Annotated in this window: 14 protein-coding genes; 2 read left to right on the top strand and 12 right to left on the bottom strand. The window is 69.6% G+C overall.

The window, feature by feature from the left end; genetic code table 11:
• Positions 1 to 53: 53 nt before the first annotated feature.
• Positions 54 to 1,172: a glutamate 5-kinase gene (gene proB, locus ABZY45_RS02155; protein ID WP_356736546.1), complete on the bottom strand. Its 1,119-nt coding sequence runs from the start codon at positions 1,170 to 1,172 to the stop codon at positions 54 to 56.
• Positions 1,173 to 1,468: 296 nt separating this feature from the next.
• On the opposite strand from proB, the gene ABZY45_RS02150 reads away from it, so the two are divergent.
• Positions 1,469 to 2,893 carry a polysaccharide pyruvyl transferase family protein gene (locus ABZY45_RS02150; RefSeq protein ID WP_356735169.1) on the top strand — a complete coding sequence of 475 codons (1,425 nt, stop codon included), beginning with the start codon at positions 1,469 to 1,471 and terminating at the stop codon, positions 2,891 to 2,893.
• A gap of 20 nt (positions 2,894 to 2,913) precedes the next feature.
• Here the strand turns inward: ABZY45_RS02150 and ABZY45_RS02145 are convergent, their stop codons facing one another.
• The 6 genes from ABZY45_RS02145 to rplU form a co-directional block, all read right to left on the bottom strand.
• Positions 2,914 to 4,143: a glycosyltransferase family 2 protein gene (locus ABZY45_RS02145; protein WP_356735167.1), complete on the bottom strand. Its 1,230-nt coding sequence runs from the start codon at positions 4,141 to 4,143 to the stop codon at positions 2,914 to 2,916.
• 301 nt (positions 4,144 to 4,444) lie between these two features.
• Entirely contained in the window at positions 4,445 to 6,544 is a 2,100-nt protein-coding gene (locus ABZY45_RS02140) for a hypothetical protein (RefSeq protein ID WP_356735165.1), read from the bottom strand.
• Between the two features lie 224 nt (positions 6,545 to 6,768).
• Positions 6,769 to 8,268, bottom strand: coding sequence for a bifunctional cytidylyltransferase/SDR family oxidoreductase (locus tag ABZY45_RS02135; RefSeq protein WP_356735163.1), 1,500 nt, complete (start codon positions 8,266 to 8,268; stop codon positions 6,769 to 6,771).
• Between the two features lie 279 nt (positions 8,269 to 8,547).
• The gene (obgE, locus tag ABZY45_RS02130; RefSeq protein ID WP_356735161.1) at positions 8,548 to 9,984 is read right to left on the bottom strand and encodes a GTPase ObgE; all 1,437 of its coding nucleotides are present in this window, start codon (positions 9,982 to 9,984) and stop codon (positions 8,548 to 8,550) included.
• 138 nt (positions 9,985 to 10,122) lie between these two features.
• Positions 10,123 to 10,380: a 50S ribosomal protein L27 gene (gene rpmA, locus ABZY45_RS02125; protein WP_014045902.1), complete on the bottom strand. Its 258-nt coding sequence runs from the start codon at positions 10,378 to 10,380 to the stop codon at positions 10,123 to 10,125.
• 14 nt (positions 10,381 to 10,394) lie between these two features.
• Entirely contained in the window at positions 10,395 to 10,715 is a 321-nt protein-coding gene (gene rplU / locus ABZY45_RS02120) for a 50S ribosomal protein L21 (RefSeq protein ID WP_014045903.1), read from the bottom strand.
• 379 nt (positions 10,716 to 11,094) lie between these two features.
• On the opposite strand from rplU, the gene ABZY45_RS02115 reads away from it, so the two are divergent.
• A complete protein-coding gene (locus ABZY45_RS02115; RefSeq protein ID WP_356735158.1) occupies positions 11,095 to 11,697 on the top strand; it encodes an acyltransferase in 603 nt (200 codons plus the stop codon).
• A 259-nt stretch (positions 11,698 to 11,956) separates the two neighbouring features.
• On the opposite strand, the gene ABZY45_RS02110 is transcribed toward ABZY45_RS02115, so the two are convergent.
• The 5 genes from ABZY45_RS02110 to ABZY45_RS02090 are packed head-to-tail and all read right to left on the bottom strand — an operon-like array spanning position 11,957 to position 18,572.
• Complete coding sequence (locus tag ABZY45_RS02110; protein WP_356735156.1) at positions 11,957 to 13,240, bottom strand: nucleotide sugar dehydrogenase; 1,284 nt, start codon at positions 13,238 to 13,240, stop codon at positions 11,957 to 11,959.
• Entirely contained in the window at positions 13,237 to 14,868 is a 1,632-nt protein-coding gene (locus ABZY45_RS02105; protein WP_356735154.1) for a glycosyltransferase, read from the bottom strand. Before ABZY45_RS02105 ends, ABZY45_RS02110 begins: the two co-directional genes overlap by 4 nt.
• Positions 14,865 to 16,448, bottom strand: coding sequence for a glycosyltransferase family 4 protein (locus ABZY45_RS02100; protein WP_356735152.1), 1,584 nt, complete (start codon positions 16,446 to 16,448; stop codon positions 14,865 to 14,867). Before ABZY45_RS02100 ends, ABZY45_RS02105 begins: the two co-directional genes overlap by 4 nt.
• On the bottom strand, positions 16,438 to 17,457 hold the full coding sequence (locus ABZY45_RS02095) for a Gfo/Idh/MocA family oxidoreductase (RefSeq protein ID WP_356735150.1): 1,020 nt from the start codon (positions 17,455 to 17,457) through the stop codon (positions 16,438 to 16,440). The genes ABZY45_RS02100 and ABZY45_RS02095 overlap by 11 nt, the downstream gene beginning before the upstream one ends.
• Positions 17,454 to 18,572, bottom strand: a complete 1,119-nt coding sequence (locus ABZY45_RS02090; protein ID WP_356735148.1) for a DegT/DnrJ/EryC1/StrS family aminotransferase — start codon at positions 18,570 to 18,572, stop codon at positions 17,454 to 17,456. Before ABZY45_RS02090 ends, ABZY45_RS02095 begins: the two co-directional genes overlap by 4 nt.
• Between the last annotated feature and the right edge of the window lie 260 nt (positions 18,573 to 18,832).

The raw sequence follows: 18,832 nt of genomic DNA, 5'->3' as shown, positions 1-18,832 counted from the left end.
CGTGGGGCGGTTTTCGTGAAGGTCTCCGCCCGAAGGCTGGACTTTCAGCCGTTTCAGGGGGCCGGTTGGGGCGTGAGAACGACGAGATCGTCCCTGTGTACGACCTCCCGCTCGTAGGCCGGCCCGAGTTCGCGCGCCAGGTCGCGGGTGGATCTGCCGAGCAGCTGGGGCATCTCCTTGGCGTCGAAATTGACCAGCCCGCGGGCGATGGCCGTGCCCGCGGGGTCCCGCAGTTCGACGGGGTCCCCGGCGGAGAACTCGCCCTCGACCGAGCTGATCCCGGCCGGCAGCAAGGAGCTGCGTCGCTCGACGACGGCGCGCACCGCTCCCTCGTCGAGGGTGAGCGCGCCCTGCGGGGTCGAGGCGTGGGCGAGCCAGAGCAGCCGGTCGGCGGAGCGGCGTCCGGTGCGGTGGAAGTACGTGCCGGTGTCGCGCCCCGCGAGCGCGTCGGCGACATGGCTGGCGGAGGTGAGGACGACCGGGATCCCCGCGGCGGTGGCGATCCGGGCCGCCTCGACCTTGGTGACCATGCCTCCGGTGCCGACGCCCGCCTTGCCCGCGCTGCCGATGGCGACACCCTCCAGGTCGGCCGGGCCGCTCACCTCCGCGATGCGGGAGGTGCCGGGCGTGCTCGGGTCGCCGTCGTAGAGGCCGTCGATGTCGGAGAGGAGAACGAGGAGGTCGGCGTGGACCAGGTGGGCGACGAGCGCGGCAAGCCGGTCGTTGTCACCGAAGCGGATCTCGTCGGTGGCCACGGTGTCGTTCTCGTTGACGACGGGGAACGCGCCCATCTCCAGGAGCTGGCCGAGTGTGCTGTAGGCGTTGCGGTAGTGGGCCCGCCGGCTGGTGTCGTCCGAGGTGAGGAGCACCTGGCCGACCCGTACGCCGTAGCGCGCGAAGGACGCGGTGTAGCGGGCGACAAGGAGCCCCTGGCCGACGCTGGCGGCGGCCTGCTGACGGGCCAGGTCCTTGGGCCTCCGTACGAGCCCGAGGGGAGCGAGGCCTGCCGCGATGGCGCCGCTGGAGACGAGGACGATCTCCCGTTCCCCGCCGCTCCGCACCTTGGCGAGCACATCGACGAGGGCGTCCACCCGGTCGGCGTCGAGACCGCCCGCCGCCGTGGTGAGCGAGGAGGATCCGACCTTGACGACGATCCTGCGGGCGTCGGTCACTCCCGGCCTGCGGACGGCGCCGTCGGCCGGGGGTGTGCGGAGCACACCTCCGGATTCCACAGCCGCGCCTTCGGATTCCCTTGCCCCTGACACGTACGCCCGTCCCCATCACGTCGTCCTGCTCGGTACTCCTCAATCTACGCGAGGGGCCGCGGCGGCACCGGGCCGTCTCATCTGCTGTCACGACGGGGAGACAGGCCGGCGGACGGGCCGCCCCGAGTCACGTTCCGACATGCGACTGAATGGAGGCATTTACGTAATCTCCACCGGCCATTCATCGGGCTACCCTCGTGTATGTGACAGATGAACCGACCCGCCAGAAGCGCATTTTGCTCAGATCGGGCAAAAGCCCCTTCGATGTTGCATCAGTCGAAGAGTCCCTCCACAGAGACGTCTTCGCCACCAACGCCGGCAACCTGATCTTCAGTGACGCGGCGCAGAAGATTCTGACGACTCCGCGGGCGGCGGTCTTCTCGAACGGCATCCGCACCGACCCAGCGGCGGCGGCCCGCATCAACGAGGAGTACGACGTCTTCGTCGTGCCCCTCGCCAACGCGTTCCGCCCGACGTTCGAGCGGCCCCTGAAGCGGATGACGCAGCTGATCAAGAAGCTGCGCATCCCGGTCGTCGTCCTGGGTGTGGGCGCGCAGGCCGACCTGAAGTACGACGCCTCCAGGCTGAAGCCGATGGAGCCGACGGTCAGGGAATTCGTCACGGAGGTCCTCAACCGCAGCGCGTCCATCGGGGTGCGCGGCGAGTTCACCGAGCAGTACCTCAAGGCCATGGGCTTCCGGGACGTGGAGGTCATCGGCTGCCCCTCCATGTTCATGAACGGCGAGACCTTCACGCTCGAGCGGAAGACCGAGGCGCTCACCCGCGACTCCCTGATCTCGGTGAACGGCTCGCACAGCGCCGTGCGCTCGCACGGACTCGACGCCATCATCAGGCAGGCCCACGAGCGCTATCCGAACCTGCGCTTCGTCGGGCAGAACCTCCTCGAGGCCCAGCTGCTCCACTGGCGGGAGACGGCGAACCCGCTCGGCGCCCAGACCTCGATGCCGACCCACCCGTCGCACCCGATGTACCGCGAGGGCAAGGTCCGGCTCTACATCGACCCGGCCACCTGGATCGACGAACTACGCGCGTTCGACTTCTCCTTCGGCTCGCGCATCCACGGGAACATCGCGGCGCTGCTGGCCGGGGTCCCGAGCACCGTGCTCTGCAGCGACTCCCGGACGCTGGAGCTCTGCCGGTACTTCGGCATCCCGCACCGCAAGATCTCGGAGACGCCGAAGAACATCGACCCCGCCGAGCTGTACGAGGCGGCCGACTTCGGCGAGCTCGTGAACGGGCACAAGGAGCGTTTCCTCCGTTTCGCCGGCTTCATGGAGAAGAACGGCCTGGAGAACACCTTCCACCACGGTGACGGTGGCAAGGACTTCGACGCCCGGATGGCCAAGCTCTCTCTGCCGCCGGCCGTCCGCCCCTGGACCGAGACCGACCCGGACTCCCTGAGCAGCCGTTTCGGCTGGATGCAGAGCCGGATGGAGGAGCTGTCCTCGCAGAACGCCCTGCTGCGCAGCCAGCTCGACAAGAGGGCCCGTCAGGTCAGCGTCAAGGTGCAGGCGAGCGACGCTCCGACGGCCTGGCCGTCCGCCTACCGCCGCGCCCGGCGCGTGGTGGGGCGCCCGGTCCGCAGGCTGCTGCGTCCCGAACAGTAGGGATCACGTCCACTGCCGCCTCAGGCCCTGTGGGCCCTGCGGGGCAGGTGCAGACCGGCCGCCCTGGCCGTTCTGCGTGCCTTGCGGACCAGCCTCCGCAGGAAGGCGGCAGTGGACTGACGCCCCGGAACCTCGATCCGCTTCCGGCCGATCCACTCGGTGACGGTCAGCTCGTACGCCGACAGCGGCAGCACCGTGCCCTCGCCGAAGTGGGGGTAGACGAGATACAGCCGGCCCCGGAGCCCCTTGCGGACCGACCGGGGCTTCTTCTTCTCGTGCATGAACCGCAGGATGTCCAGGAGCAGATCCAGCCTGCCCTCCGCGATGCAGATCAGCCGGAGCCGCTCGTGCACCTTGAGGCGACGGGCCAGGCCGGGTGTCCAGTAGGCCTCCAGCAGGGGTGCCGCCAGCTCCATCTTCCTCTGCCGCACCTCCTCGGACTGCCGCAGCAGGCCGGGCCCGAACTGCGGGAGCAGGGTGATCACGAAGGGACGGACCATCAGGGCGTCCCGTTTCGGCCCCGGCGGGACGTGCGCGGCGATGAGCTTCATCAGGGCGCGGGCCGAATCGAAGCGCAGCAGGTAACTGCCGCTCTTGGTCACGTGCTTGCCGTCGTCCCGGCCCACCAGGTAGTAGCAGGTGTAGTCGGCCACGACGGAGACGCCGTTGCCCCGGAGGTACGCCTCCATCGTGAAGAGGGCGTCCTCACCCGTCCTGAGCTCCTCGTCGAAGGTCATCCCGAGCCGGACGAGGAGGTCCCGCCGGAAGAGTTTCTGGGCGCTCAGGGTGAATTTGATGTTGGAGGAGTAGAGGTCCGCGCGCTCGACCGTCTCCTTCCACATCGACTTCGCCGCGCCCCGGTTGACACCGACGACTTTCCCCAGCACCACGTCCGTCCCCGCGCGGTCGCCCATGGCGACCATGCGCTCCAGGGCCTCCTCGCCGAAGTAGTCGTCCGCGTCGAGGAAGAAGACGTACCGGCCGCGGGCGAGCCCGAGGCCCACGTTGCGCGGGCCGCTCGGTCCGCCCGAGTTCTTCTGGCGGACGACCCGCATGGCGATGTCCGTCCGCGCGGCGAACTCCTCGAGGTACTCCCCCGTGCCGTCGGTCGACCCGTCGTCCACGGCGACGATCTCCATGCGCCCGGCCGGAAGCGTCTGCGCCTCGACGGACTCCAGGCAGCGGATCAGATAGGGCATCGCTTCATACGCGCCGATGACGACGGTCACGTCTGGTGTACTGCTGCTCATCTCTCCCCGGTTCTTACATACCTGCATTGAGCAGGAGAAACGATGAAACGACGGCGCATGCCGTGCTCCGTGCACGGACACACCGAACGGCCCGTACGTTCCCCCTCCCCAGGAGGAAGACGGACGGGCCGTTGAGAGGGTTGCGTCGAGAACCGGACGCTTTTCGAACATCTGGATGACGGCCGGATTACACAGGGCCGTCACTGTCACCCGCTCACAGTCCGGCCACCGGCTCATGGTCGGCGACCGGCTCGTCCGGCCGCCCCGCGTCACTTCCCGCGTGCGGCCGGACGCGCTGTCGTCAGCGCAGCGCCGAGGGGCCCGCGCCGATCTCCGCGTCGGCCTCCGGCAAGGGCACGTCGGGGTCGACCGCCGCCTCGGCCTCGGCGACGACCTCGGCCGCTCCGTCGCCGACGCCGCTGGTCGCGGCCTCGGGGTCGGGCAGCGGGGCGGGCTGCTGTCCGCCCACGCGCTGGGCGACGCCCGCGTTGCGGGCCTCGGCCTTGGCCGTCAGCGCCCGTACGGCGGCGTTGAACTGTTCCATGGAGGTCGGCTCGTCCGGACCGAGCAGGTAGGTCTTCAGCTCGTGCCGCGCCCCGGCCAGCGGGTCCGTCGCGGGGTCCGCGACGGCGCTCAGCAGCTCGTCGATCTCCGCCGCGTCGTTGGAGAGGATGACGGCCGCCCGTACGGCGGTGTTCTGGCGCTTGAACTCCTCGACGCCCAGCTTCGCCGAGTCGGTGACCGCGTACGGCTTGCCGCTCGCGATGAAGTCGGAGACCACGCTGGAGATGTCCGAGACCATGGCTTCCGACTGGTTGAAGCAGTCGTACAGCTTCGGCTGCGAGCCGGAGACCGTCTTGTGCTCCCACCATCCGAAGGAACGCCAGTAGGCGTCGTTCCACTCGGCGCGCAGGGTGGCGATCTCGGCCTGGCGTGCCGGGTCGGCGAGCGCGACCCGCGACTCCTCCGACTCGTCGCCCCCGGCACGTCCGGGCGTCGCCAGCTCGGCCAGACGGGCCTCGATGCGGGACAGCTCGGCCTTGGCGGCGCTCTGGCCGGCAGCGGCGGCCGAGGCCTCCTTCGCCCAGCGCGGGTCCGCGGCGCGCTCCTGGGCGGCCTTGGTGATCAGTGCCTTGATCCGGGCGTTGACGGCCTTGGCCTTGGCGCTGCGGATGCCGGTGAACGGGTGCGGCTTGTAGATGACCCGGACCGGGCTGTCCGCCTTCAGGAGGCGGCTGACGATGTTCTCGCCGGCCAGCAGCAGCGAGGTGTTGCCCGGGTTGTCGTCCCAGCCCTCCCAGGTCGGGGCGTACAGCACCGTCGGGATGGGGTTCTTCGTGGTCCCGGTCCAGCTCTCGATCGGGGCCAGCTGCGGCCTGCCGACCTCGACGATGTCCTCGTCACGGATGCCGACGTCGGCCAGGGCGTAGCGGTCGCGGCCCGCACGGCCGGCCGTCCAGACCTCGTCGTACACCTTGGAGTACGGGTTCACGCTGGCGAGCTTGTCGCTGTCGCCGTGGCCGATGAAGACGTGCTTCATGGTCGGCACCCGCAGCATGTGGATGTTCTTGCCGACGTTCGCCGGGTACAGGCACACACGGACGGTGGACAGGTCCAGATTCATCAGGTGGGTGCCGGCGGGCACGCAGACGACGGGTACGGACGTGTCCGCGAGCTGCGCCACGAGGTTGCGCTCACGCATGACGATCAGCGGGCGTCCCTCGACGGCGGCCATCGTGTCCAGCCACATGTTGCCCTGGTAGGCCGACTCGTTGGAGCCGGAGAAGTAGAGCACGACGGTCGGCTGGTACTCGCCCAGCCAGGTGTCCAGCGCCTTGAGCACCGCGGGGGCCGACGGCGCCCGCCGGCTCCGGCGCAGATACGGGACGAGCAGGGCGTTGTAGAGGGCGGCGAGCAGCAGCGTCACCCCGGCGCCGATGTAACCCGCCAGGTCTACACCCGTGCCTGCGGCGACCAGGACGCCCGCCACCGCGGGCAGGTCGAGGTGCAGCATCTTCTCGCTGGAGCGGTGCAGCAGGGCGCGCGGCGGGGCGTCCGGGATGCGGACGGCGTGCAGGTCCACGTTCCGGGTGACGATCGGCAGGGTGCGGCGGAGCCGGATCAGGGTCGTGAGCGCGCCGTGCGGGGCCTGTAGACCGTAGAAGAGGAGGAAGCAGGCGACGGCCGCGTAGAAGAGCGGCTCCTCGGCGAGGTCCAGCCGGGCCAGCAGGAGGATGATCATCAGCTGGCGGAGCAGGAAGCGGATGGAGAGTCCCGCCCGCACCTTGCCGAGCCTGTTGACCAGGTAACTGCCGCGCTGGTGCAGGTACCAGTCCGCGACGTACGTGACAGCCGTGGCCGCCGCGAAGAACCAGATATCGGGGAGAAGGGCGGCGATCATGACGCAGGGATAACCCAGCATCATCAGTATTGCTGCCGCCAGTTCTGACCGACTGCCCACACGGGCCAGGCGGATGGCTGTCGAAATCACGAAGGACCTGCTCCAGGGGGTGCCGGTTGTTTCACGTATGGAGGGAATTGTGAAGGTGCGGCTTCACGCACTCGGGCCTCTGCAATCACCGAAATGATCGCAGAGGCCCGTAAAAGTACATTTGTCAAGAATTATTACACATCTTCCTGACGGTCCAACACCGAGGCCAGCGCCTGCTCGAAGCCCGAGGCTTCGGTGACGTCACGGGTCGGGTCCTGCTGCCGTACGTCGATGACGTGACCCGTCATCTCGGACAGGAGGACGTCCAGCGAGGTGCGCGCCACGGCCTCGGAGGAGAGCAGCGAGCCCTCCGGCTCCTGGCCGAACGCCTTGGTGCGCATGGGGGTCGCCGTACGCTCCGGGTTCACGCAGTTGACCCTGACGCCCTCGCCGGCCCACTCGTCGGCCAGCGCCTGCGTGAGGTTCACCATCGCGGCCTTGGTCGAGGAGTAGAGGCTGTACTCGGCGCGGCCCCGGGTGTAGCTGCTGGAGGTGTAGAGCAGCAACTGGCCCTGGGTCTCCGCCAGGTACTTGTACGAGGCGCGGGCGATCTGCACCGGTGCCAGGTAGTTGACGTTCAGGGCTTCCTGGATCGTCGTGTTGTCCGTCTCGGCCAGCTTGCCGATGCGCAGGACGCCCGCGGTGTTGATCACGTAGTCGATGCGGCCGGTCTCGGCGTACGCCTTGGACAGCGCGTCGTCGATGTGCTCCGGGTTCTCGACGTGCGTACCGGTGGTGGAGCGGCCCAGCGCGTACACGCTGGCGCCGTACTGCTCGGCCAGCGTGGCGATGTCGGCGCCGATGCCGTAGGAACCGCCGAACACGACCAGGGTCTTGCCCGAGAGCAGGTCGCGGTAGGCGGCCTCGTCGGCCTGGCGCGGGGCCGCCGTGGAGGCCAGCTGGAAGAGCTTGTCGGTGATGAAGACGTCGACCGGCTGAGTCACCTTCATGTTGTACTCGTCGCCCGCGACCACATAGATCGGCACGTCGGGGAGGTACCGCAGGACGACCGAGCAGTCGTCGGTGGCCTGGAAGTTGGGGTCGCCGGACGCGACCTCGTACGCCTTGCGGATCGTGGACAGCTTGAACGCCTGCGGGGTCTGGCCGCGGCGCAGCCGGGACCGGTCCGGGACGTCGGTGATGAACTCGCCGTCCTCGCCGTGGGTGCGGGTGACGATGATCGTGTCCGCGGACGGGATGGCGACGTCGACCGCCTGGTAGCGCTCCAGCGCCTCGACACAGTCGTTGATGACGCGCTGTGACAGCAGGGGGCGCACCGCGTCATGGAAGAGGACGTTCCGGTCCTCGCCCTCCGCGAGCCCTTCACCGAGGGCCGCGATGGCCCGCTCGGTGGTCTCGTTCCGGGTGTTGCCACCCTCGATGATCTTCGTGACCTTGGTCAGGCCGGCCTTGGCGACGATCTTCTCGACGTCCGGCACGAAGCCGGGCGCCATCAGCACGATGACATCGTCGATGCCCGCGGCGTTCTCGAAGATGCTCAGCGTGTGCTCGATGACGGCCTTACCGGCGATCTTCAGCAGCTGCTTGGGGATTGCCAGTCCCACACGCTGACCGGTTCCACCGGCGAGCACGACCGCTGTGGTCCGGAGCTTGGCTTCATGCGGCACAGACACAGACGACCTACCTTGCGATGACAGGGGGGAACAGTGTGATGGTCGCACTCTCCGTGACCGTCTCGCAAGGCGGACGTTTATTGCTGCTCCCCCCGGGGAAACCCGCAGTTCACCGCCTGGCCAGGCAGATTGGGCCCTCATGGGCCCGCACCCGGAGTGACGGACTCCACAGACGTCTACGCAATCCGCACATCGCAGGCCGCCCGACCGCCCGCTACCTGGCAGTTCGCTGTGGATCCGGGCGCCCCCCGGTCTGCGGGGGGGCGCCCGGCGCGGCGGTTAGAAGGGGTCGAACTCGTCGTACTCGCGCTGCGCGTCGTCCCGCTCGGACTCGCGCTCGCGGCGGCGTTGCGCGGCGGGGCGGGGGGCTTCCAGGCGGTGGTCCTCGCCGCGTCGGCCGAGCATCTCGGCGCCGGCGGCCATGGTCGGCTCCCAGTCGAAGACGACCGCGTTGTCCTCGGGGCCGATGGCCACGCCGTCTCCGGCCTGGGCGCCGGCCTTACGGAGTTCGTCCTCGACGCCGAGGCGGTTGAGCCGGTCGGCGAGGTAGCCGACGGCCTCGTCGTTGTTGAAGTCGGTCTGGCGGATCCAGCGCTCGGGCTTCTCGCCGCGCACGCGGTAGATGCCGTCGTCCTCCAGGGTCACGGTGAAGCCGGTGTCGTCGACGGCCTTGGGGCGGATGACGACCCGGGTCGACTCCTCCTTCGGCTTGGTGGCGCGTGCCTCGGCGATGATTCCGGCGAGGGCGTAGGAGAGCTCGTTGAGGCCCTTGTGCGCGATGGCCGAGACCTCGAAGACGCGGTAGCCGCGGGCCTCCAGGTCGGGGCGGATCATGTCGGCGAGGTCCTGGCCGTCGGGGATGTCGACCTTGTTGAGGGCGACGATGCGCGGGCGGTTCTCCAGGCCGCCGTACAGCCGCAGCTCCTCCTCGATCATGTCGAGGTCCGAGACGGGGTCGCGGTCCGACTCCAGCGTCGCGGTGTCCAGCACGTGCACGAGGACGGAGCAGCGCTCGACGTGGCGCAGGAATTCCAGGCCGAGGCCCTTGCCCTGGCTGGCGCCCGGGATGAGGCCGGGGACGTCGGCGATGGTGTAGACGGTGGAGCCCGCGGTGACGACGCCCAGGTTGGGCACGAGGGTCGTGAACGGGTAGTCCGCGATCTTGGGCTTGGCCGCGGAGAGCACCGAGATGAGCGAGGACTTGCCCGCGCTCGGGTAGCCGACGAGCGCGACGTCGGCGACGGTCTTGAGTTCCAGGACGATGTCCCGGCTCTCCCCCGGCTCGCCGAGCAGCGCGAAGCCGGGCGCCTTACGGCGGGCGGAGGCCAGTGCCGCGTTGCCGAGGCCGCCGCGGCCGCCCTGGCCGGCGACGAAGGTGGTGCCCTGTCCCACGAGGTCGGCCAGCACGTTGCCGGCCTTGTCCAGGACGACGGTGCCGTCCGGGACGGGCAGCACGAGGTCCTGGCCGTCCTTGCCGGAACGGTTGTCACCCGCGCCGGGCTGGCCGTTCGTGGCCTTGCGGTGAGGGTGGTGGTGGTAGTCCAGCAGCGTGGTGACGGACTGCTCGACGACGAGGATCACATCGCCGCCACGCCCGCCGTTGCCCCCGTCGGGGCCGCCCAGCGGCTTGAACTTCTCACGGTGTACGGAGGCCACGCCGTGGCCTCCGTTACCCGCGGCGGCATGCAGCTCGACGCGGTCCACGAAGGTGGTCATGGTGGGGCCTCCAGGTACTACGGAAAAATACGGAATTGTCTTTGACGTAACGCGCCGAGGGCGGACCCGCTTCCCCGGTTACCGGGAAAGCTGAGATCCGCCCTCGGAAGGTGCTGTGACGTTCAGCCGTTGCCTGGATCAGGCAGCGACGGGAACGATGTTCACGACCTTGCGGCCACGGTGGGTACCGAACTCCACCGCACCGGCGGTCAGCGCGAACAGCGTGTCGTCGCCGCCACGGCCGACGCCCGTGCCCGGGTGGAAGTGGGTACCGCGCTGGCGGACCAGGATCTCACCGGCGTTGACGGCCTGACCGCCGAAGCGCTTCACGCCGAGCCGCTGAGCATTGGAATCGCGCCCGTTCCGAGTGGACGATGCGCCCTTCTTGTGTGCCATGTCTCCTCAGTCCCTTACTTCGCAGCCGCGGGGATACCGGTGACCTTGATCGCCGTGTACTGCTGGCGGTGACCCTGACGACGGCGGTAACCCGTCTTGTTCTTGTAGCGAAGGATGTCGATCTTCGCGCCCTTGTGGTGGTCCACGACCTCGGCCTGGACCTTGATGCCGTCCAGGACCCAGGGGTCGCTGGTCACGGCGTCACCGTCGACAACGAGCAGGGTCGAGAGCTCGACCGTGTCGCCAACCTTGGCAGTGGAAATCTTGTCAACCTCAACGATGTCGCCGACAGCAACCTTGTGCTGGCGACCACCGCTGCGCACGATGGCGTACACGCGGATCTCTCTCTCACTCGGAACGGATCCCCTGATGCCAGCCGCCCGCGCGGGCCGGAGCCCACGACAGTCCGGAAGGATGAGCGGCCTCCCCCGGGGACGGATCACCGGGAGGGATGTGCTCAGGGGGTAGGCGCACAGAAATACGCCGAGGGTCAAGGCTACGGGGCGGGATGCGGGGGGTCAAACCGGCCCCGGTCCCCCGGTCGCGCCGCCACGGCCTCCGGGAAGCGGCAGACGTCGCCCGGGTCTCACGGGTCTCACGGGTCTCACGGGTCAGGAGAACCCCCTTGCCTGCCGGGAGGCGGCCGTTCACGGACGCCTCCCCCGGAACTCGTATGCTCTCCTGGCAACTCCGCCCGCCAGGAAGGCACACGACGTGAACTACAGGGTCCAGCCCACCGCCCAGGTCGACGAGAGCGCCGAGATCGGGGACGGCAGCAGCGTCTGGGAGCTCGCACAGATCCGTGAGGGCGCAAAGCTCGGCGAGGGCTGCGTGATCGGGCGCGGCGCGTACGTGGGCACCGGCGTCCAGATCGGGAACAACGTCAAGCTGCAGAACTACGCCCTCGTCTACGAGCCGGCCGAGCTCGGCGACGGCGTCTTCGTCGGTCCTGCCGTGGTGCTCACCAACGACCACAACCCGCGCTCCGTCGACCCCGAGGGCAAGCAGAAGCGCGGCGGCGACTGGGAGGCCGTGGGCGTGAAGGTCGCCGAGGGCGCCTCGCTGGGTGCGCGGTCGGTGTGCGTCGCCCCGGTACGGATCGGCCGGTGGGCCATGGTCGCGGCCGGCGCCGTGGTGACCAAGGACGTCCCGGACTTCGGCCTGGTCGTGGGCGTCCCGGCGCGCCGGATCGGCTGGGTGGGCCGCAGCGGCGTCAAGCTCGTCGAGCGGGCGGACGAGCCGGGCGTCTGGGAGTGCCCGCAGACGGGCGCGCTGCACGACGAGGCGGACGGTGTGCTCACGGAGCGCGCGGCCTGAAGCGCTCCGAGCCGGGAGAACCGAGAGGCTCCGGGCCCACGCGCTTCGAGAGGCCCGTGGCCCGGGGAAGGCGAGGATGCTCCGGGCACGGGCCCACGGAGGACACCGCGGGCCCCTGGAAGCCCGGGACTCCCCGCTCCGGGCCCGGACCGTGCGACCGGGCGCCTGCCGGAGCCCCAGGGCCCCGGCGGCCCTTCACAGTGCACAGGGAAGGCCCCGCCCGCATCGCGGACGGGGCCTTCCTCCTGTCTCGGAGCGGTCAGCCGCCGATGACGACGCGGCGGACGCCCTCCCAGTTGGCGGGGTCGGTCGTACGGCGGCCGTCGACCAGGACGCGGACGTCCGGCAGGTCGGCGGCGGCGAGCTCACGGTACTCGGCGTGGTCGGCCTGGAGGATCGCGGCGGTGACCGTCTGGCCCTCGTGCGGCACCAGGCCGTGCGCGGTCAGTTCCTCGGCGGTGTACATCGGGTCCGAGACGAACGGCACCGCGCCGCGCGCCTTCAGGGCCTCGACCACACCGAAGACACCGGAGAACGCGGTCTCCTTGACCCCACCGCGGTAGGCGGCGCCCAGGACCAGGACCCCGACGCCGTCCAGGTCGCCGTAGGCGGCGGCCAGCAGGTCGACGGAGTACTCGGGCATCGCGGCGTTGGCCTCGCGGGCCGAGCGCACGACGGTGGCCTCCGGGTCGTTCCAGAGGTACATCCGCGGGTAGATCGGGATGCAGTGGCCGCCGACGGCGATGCCGGGCTGGTGGATGTGGCTGTAGGGCTGGCTGTTGCAGGCCTCGATGACCTTCTTGACGTCGATGTCGTTCTTGTCGGCGAACCGGGCGAACTGGTTGGCCAGACCGATGTTGACGTCGCGGTAGGTCGTCTCGGCGAGCTTGGCGAGCTCGGAGGCCTCCGCCGTACCGAGGTCCCAGACGCCGTTCGGGCGCGGCAGGTCCTCACGGTCGTCGAAGTCGAGCACGGCCTCGTAGAACTCCACACCGCGCTGCGAGGACGCCTCGTCGATGCCGCCCACGAGCTTGGGGTAGCGGCGCAGGTCGGCGAAGACCCGGCCGGTCAGCACGCGCTCCGGGGAGAAGACGAGGTGGAAGTCGCGGCCCGGGGTGAGACCGGAGCCCTCGGCGAGCATCGGCGCCCAGCGGGTGCGGGTGGTGCCGACCGGGAGGGTGGTCTCGTAGCTGACGAGGGTGCCCGGCTTCAGGCCCGCGGCGATCGCCTTGGTGGCCGCGTCCATCCAGCCGAAGTCCGGGGTGCCCTCGGCGTCCACGAAGAGCGGGACGACGACCACGACGGCGTCGGACGCGGCGACCGCGGCCGTGGTGTCCGTCGTCGCGGAGAGCAGGCCCGCGCCCACGGTCTCCTTGAGCTTGACGTCCAGGTCGTGCTCGCCGGGGAACGGCTCGGTGGCCGCGTTGACCAGCTCGACGACCTTCGCGTTGACGTCCGCGCCAATGACCTTGTGGCCCTTGGCCGCGAACTGCACGGCGAGCGGAAGGCCGATCTTGCCGAGCGCGACTACACAGATGTTCATCGGGTTACTTTCCTCTTCAGCCTGGACAGCATGTGGCGCAGCCGCTTGCCCGCACCGGGTTCGATCTCCCACAGGGGGGCCGTCGTGATGACGAGCCGGCCCTTCGGGTTCTGGTTCGCGCTGACCCTGTACGGGACGGCCTGCCGCCAGCGGCGGGCCAGGGGCAGCGGCCTTCCCCCGGTCCGCACGGGGATCTCGTACGTCGAGCCTGCCACGTCCACGTAGACGCGGACGCCGAGCTTCGCCTTGACGGCCTGGACCGGGATCCGGCCACGCACGACGGTCGCCCTGCCGTCCTCGGCCGTCGTACGGACGAGCTTCCCCTCGACGGCGGGGAGCGTGTGGTCGGCGGGCAGCCGGCGCGCGCCCGGCTTGTCCGCGCTCTTCGGCATGGCGCCCTTGGCGAGGCGCACGGTCACGGAGCCGGTGTCGCCCAGGACACCGATCCGGGCCGCGAGGACGAGGGCCAGGTCGTCACCGCTCTGGTCCCATTCGGCCTCGACCAGCTCGGTCCCCTGCGCCAGCCGCCCGGGGACGGCCTCGCCCACCAGCTCGTAGACGCGGTCGGGGAGGCCGAGGGCCTCGTCGCGGAAACCGGGGTACATCGCGAACGCCCGGCCGTCCTCGAGGTGGAAGGGCGGGGCCCCGTGCTCCGCCTCCTCGGTGATGGCGCGGACCAGTTCGTCCACGGCACCCGCCTGCGCGAGGCAGATGCGGACCCGGCGCTTGACGTCCAGGGAGTCCCTGAGCGCGTCGGTGAGGTACTCGTCCGCGAGGGCGGCGATCCCCTCGCAGACCTGCTGCCGGGTCGTGGCGTCGAGCGTGGGGAAGTCGCCCTGGATCAGCTTGGCGAGTTCCCAGGTGAAGTGCCGCTCGAAGAGCGCGTCCCGGTCGGGTCCGGCCTCGACGAGCGAGGCGGCGTGCTTCATGATCGCTGCGGTGCAGCGCAGCCGGGACAGGTGATCGGCCCGGTAGGTGATGTTGCTGGAGTCCCCGCGCTTCACCGCGTAGTAGAACGTGTAGTCCGAGAGGACCGAGATCTTCCGGGCCCGGACGCACGCCTCGATGGTGAACGGCTGATCGCTGCCGACCGGCAGGTCCTCGGGAAAGCGCAGCCCGTGCTTCTCCACCAGCTCGCGGCGGAAGAGCTTGGTGTTCGCCAGCGTGAAGGGCAGGCTGGAGTGGTAGAGGCTGACGTCGGGGTCGTTCTTCTTGTAGAGCTTCTGGTGGACGTACCGGCCGTTCGTGCCGACCATCTTGCCGACCACCACGTCGGAGCCGTGCTCGTCGGCGTAGGCCACCATGCGTTCGAGGGCTTCCTCGCCGAGGTGGTCGTCAGACCCTATGAAGTAGACGAACCGGCCGGTGGCCACCTCCAGCGCCCTGTTGCTGGGCGCGGCGGGGCCACCGGAGTTGGCCTGGTGGATGACCTTGAACGTACCGGGGTAGCGCTCGGCGAAGCGGTCGAGCTCCGCACCGCTCTCGTCCGTCGATCCGTCGTCGACCGCCACGACCTCCAGGCGGTCGAGACCGATGCTCTGCCCGACGAGCGAGTTCAGGCACTCCGTCAGGTAGGGCATCGTGTTGTAGACGGCCACGACGACCGTGACATCAGGTCTTCCGCTCATGCCACCACCTGGGCAACACTCGCCGGGGTCCTCTGGCGGCTGCTGCCGCCGAGCACGCGGGTGTAGACGCCGTCGAGCACCTCGGCCTGCGCCTCCCAGGTCCACTCGTCGAGCAGCCCCTGGTCCTCGTAGACGTCGCGGTACTTCTTGGGGTCGGCGAGCACGGCCTTGACCGCGCGGACGTAGTCCGCGACGTCCTCCGCCTTGAACACCTCGCCCTGCCCCGTCTGCGCCACCATGTCGCCCATCGTCTTGACGTCACTGACGACGAACGGCAGACGGGCGTGGGAGTACTCGAAGAACTTCGTGATCAGGGCGATCTCGTGGTTCGGCCAGTGGTGGATCGGGATGACGCCCACGTCCGCCGAGGACAGGAACGGCACCACCTGGTAGTGCGGGACGTACGGAAGGATGTGCAGCCGGTCCGACACACCGAGCTCCACGGCCCGCGCGGTCAGCTGGTTCATGTAGTCCGACGTGGGCCGCAGGACGACGAACGCGACGTGCGTCCCGGGCAGCTGCGGCAGCGACTCGACCATGATGTCGAGCCCACGCTGCGGGGCGGCGGCACCGCTGTAGACGCTGAGCGGCACGTCCGGTCCGATCCCGCACAACTCGCGCAGGTCCGGGACGGGTTCGGCGGCCTGCTCGGGCGAGATCTCCGCGTCCGGCGCGTTCAGCACCACTTCCGGCTTGGTCTTGAGACCGTGCCGGTCGGCCAGCATCTCGGCGAGGGTCTCGGAGACCGTCGTCACGGCGTCGGCGTACTTCGAGAACTCACGCTCGTACGCGCACTGGGCGACGTGCCACCGCGGATGCGGGTTCCAGGGCTTGATGCCCGGCAGGAACTCGTGGGCGTCCCAGACGAGCTTGACCGTGCGGCCCTTGGCCTCGGCCCTGAGCTTCGCCCGCGCACCCACACCGAGCATGCGGAAGTCGTTGGCGTGGATCAGGTCGGGCTCGAGCGAGTCGATGACCTTGCCGTACGCCAGCTCCATGTCCCACAGCGCGGGATCGAGGCGGCGCCAGGCGCGGTCCCCCATCGTGCGCAGCCAGAACGCCGTGGTGAAGCGGTCCAGCGGGGAGTTCATGTCCTTGCGCCGCTGCTCCAGGGCGTTCGTCTGCTTGGCCCGCAGCCCGACCCACTTGCTCATCACCTTGGAGACGAGCCTCGGCGGGAGCAGCTTGAGCTTGTCGACGGCCTTCCCCCGGCGCCCGGCCTCGATGAGCCGGATGTTCAGCTCCGTACGCCAGGCCTTCATCCGCTGCCTGCGGTACGCGGCCAGCGGGCCGGGCCTGTAGGCCAGCGGCGCGCGGAGGATGGCCCGCCGGTACTCGTGACGCCTGCGGTGCATGGGCGTCGGGACGTGCAGCAGACGGACCTGGGCATCACCGAGGTGCCAGCGCTGGCCCTTCTTCGTCGGCGACTTGCCCAGCAGCACCACGTCCCAGCCGGCAGCGGCTGCGGAGCGCGCTTCCTTCTGGACCCGTGAGTCGCCGTTCACGCCGTTGTCGACCAGCATGACGATCTTGCCGCGGGAGCTGCGCTGCGCCCCCGCCACCGAACTCTCAACCGCCATGATGAGCGGGCTCTCCTGTCTCAAGAACAATGGTCCGGCCGCTTCGTGCCGATTCAAGAACCGAAGCCGCCACCTCAACGGTACGCAGGCCCTGCCGCAAAGTGCAGATGTCGGCGGACTCGCCCCGCACGGCGTCCCGGAAGAGCTCGTGCTCGACCAGCAGCGGCTCGCGCTTCGGGATGGCGTAGCGGATCATGTCGCCCTCGGAGACCCCGCGGAACGCGCGCAGCGCCTCCCACTCGGTCGTCACGGCCGCGTTCGAGTGGAACGTGAGGTCGGCGGTGAGGGTGTCGGCGATGTAGCAGCCGCGTTCGCCGGTGACCGACGTGAAGCGCTCCTTGAGCGGGCTCAGCCAGTTGACCAGGTGGTTGACCATGGTGCCGTCGGAGAGCTGGCCCACCGCGGAGACCATGTCCTCATGGGGGCGGCCCGACTTGGACACCGTGTGGGCGGCGATCGACCTGTACGTCCGGCCGGTCACCCAGCCCGTCAGGTCGATGTCGTGCGTGGCGAGGTCCTTGACCACACCGACGTCGGCGATGCGGTGGGGGAAGGGTCCCTGGCGGCGGGTGACGACCTGGAAGACGTCACCGAGCTCGCCGGCCTCCAGGCGGCTGCGCAGGGAGCGCAGCGCCGGGTTGCAGCGCTCGATGTGACCGACTCCGGCGACGAGACCGCGCGACTCGAAGGCCTCGACGAGGCGGCGGGCGCCCTCCACGGTGTCGGCGAGCGGCTTCTCGATCAGGGCGCACACCCCGGCGTCGGCCAGCTGGAGACCGACCTCTTCGTGCAGGGCGGTCGGGCAGGCCACGACCGCGTAGTCGATGCCGAGCGCGATGAGTTCCTCGACGGTCGAGAGGACGGGGGCACCCTGTGCCCAGCCGTTCTTGTCGCCCATCGGGTCGACGACGCCGACCAGGGTCACGCCTTCGAGCCCCGCGAGGACCCGGGCGTGGTTGCGTCCCATGGAACCGAGGCCGATGAGGCCTGCCCTCAGTACGGCGGTCACAGGTTCTCCCCCAGCGAGTTGACGGCGTCGGCGATGCGCGCCAGGTCGCCTTCGCTCAGCGACGGGTGGACGGGGAGCGAGACGACCTCGGCGGCGGCCCGCTCGGTCTCCGGCAGGTCCCAGGTGCGGCCGGCCTTCTGGTCCGGCTCCCAGTACGGCTTGAGCCGGTGGATCGGGGTCGGGTAGTAGACGGCGTTGCCGATACCCGCCTCGGTGAGCTTGGCCATCGCGGCGTCGCGGTCGCCCTGCACCCGGATCGTGTACTGGTGGTAGACGTGGCGGGCGCCTTCGGCGACCGGCGGCGTCGTGACGTTCGGGGCGGTGATGTGCGCGTCGAGGTACGCGGCGTTCGCGCGGCGCTGCTCGGTCCAGCCACCGACCTTGGTGAGCTGTACGCGGCCGACGGCGGCGGCCACGTCCGTCATGCGCATGTTGGCGCCGACGATCTCGTTGGCGTACCGCGCCTCCATGCCCTGGTTGCGCAGCAGGCGCAGGGTGCGGGCGAGTTCGGCGTCGGCCGTGGTGACCATGCCGCCCTCGAGGGAGTGCATGTTCTTCGTCGGGTAGAAGCTGAACGTTCCTCCCGCACCGAACGCACCGACGGGGGTGCCGTTCAGAGCGGCGGCGTGGGCCTGGCAGGCGTCCTCGACGACAGCGAGCTTGTGCTTCTCCGCGATGGGCATGAGCTTGTCCATGGCGGCCGGGTGACCGTAGAGGTGCACCGGCATGACGGCGGCGGTGCGCGGCGTGACGGCCGCCTCGACGGCAGCCGGGTCCAGGCCGTAGCTTCCGGGCTCGATGTCGGCGAACACGACGTCGGCGCCGACCAGCCGGACCGCGTTGGCGGAGGCCGCGAAGGAGAAGGAAGGAACGATCACCTCGTCGCCGGGGCCGATGCCGAGGGCGAGCAGCAGCATGTGCAGAGCGGAGGTACCGGAGTTGACGGCGACGCAGTGGCGGCCGTCGACAAGCTCGGAGAAGCCCTCCTCGAAGGCCGCGACCTCCGGGCCCTGCACCACACGACCGCTGCGCAGCACACGTACGGCTGCCTCGATCTCTTCTTCACCGATGACAGGGCGGGCAGCAGGAATCGGCTGCTCGTTGATGCTCGTCATGGACGTCCTCCTTGAACACCGCAAGAGCTCTTCACAGGCAGAGGTCTGGGATGCGGGACGTCTCACGAGGCCGCGCAAACCCCACCGGCAGAATGCCGACGCCCTACCGAGGAAACTGGGACCGGTCTGTCCTGAACCGGACCGGTCACCGACCGTAGTTCCCGTCCAGGAACTTCACAGCCAGCGACCGCCGTCACATTATCAGGGATTTCTTGGCTGATTTCGGGCCCGTTAACCCACCCATGCATCAGTTCTGAAAC

This window comes from Streptomyces sp. NPDC006516 (genome assembly GCF_040611875.1).
GTDB lineage: Bacteria > Actinomycetota > Actinomycetes > Streptomycetales > Streptomycetaceae > Streptomyces.
This window is presented reverse-complemented; position numbering and strand designations above follow the sequence as displayed.